This is a genomic window from Lewinella sp. W8 (assembly GCF_004375085.3).
Lineage (GTDB): Bacteria > Bacteroidota > Bacteroidia > Chitinophagales > Saprospiraceae > Neolewinella.
This window is the reverse complement of sequence record NZ_SNAQ03000060.1, coordinates 1-681: the sequence shown is the minus strand read 5'-3', so window position 1 is coordinate 681 and position 681 is coordinate 1. Positions and strand designations below refer to the sequence as shown.

1 protein-coding gene is annotated in these 681 nt (G+C 61.5%); it reads left to right on the top strand.

The genetic code is table 11. From position 1 onward, the window contains the following. Positions 1-681, top strand: a 681-nt coding sequence (locus E1J53_RS23840; RefSeq protein WP_173021625.1) for a SprB repeat-containing protein, incomplete at both ends; no start/stop codon positions are given.

Sequence of the window (681 nt, the reverse complement as noted above, 5' to 3'; positions counted from 1 at the left end):
GCGAGCTGACGGTGACCATCGACCAGCCGGAGCCCCTGGTGGCTACGGGCGTTACGACGGACGTCATCTGTAACGATGATGCCGGTACGAGTGACGACGGTACGATCACGCTGACGGTAGTTGGCGGCACGGCCGGCTACACTTACGCCTGGAGCAACGGTGCTACGACGCAGAACCTGAGTGGTCTTGCTGCGGGTACCTACACGGTAGTGGTCACGGACGCCAATGGCTGTACGACCACGGAAAGCTTCACGATCGACCAGCCGGAGCCCCTGGTGGCTACAGGCGTTACGACGGACGTCATCTGTAACGATGATGCCGGTACGAGCGACGACGGAACGATCACGCTGACGGTAGTTGGCGGTACGGCCGGTTACACCTACGCCTGGAGCAACGGTGCTACGACGCAGAACCTGAGTGGTCTTGCTGCGGGTACTTACACGGTAGTGGTTACGGACGCCAATGACTGTACGACCACGGAAAGCTTCACGATCGACCAGCCGGAGCCCCTGGTGGCTACGGGTGTGACGACGGACGTTACCTGTAACGACGACGCCGGTACGAGCGACGACGGTACGATCACGCTGACGGTGGTTGGCGGTACGGCCGGTTACACCTACGCCTGGAGCAACGGTGCGACGACGCAAAACCTGAGTGGTCTTGCTGCGGGTACCTACACGG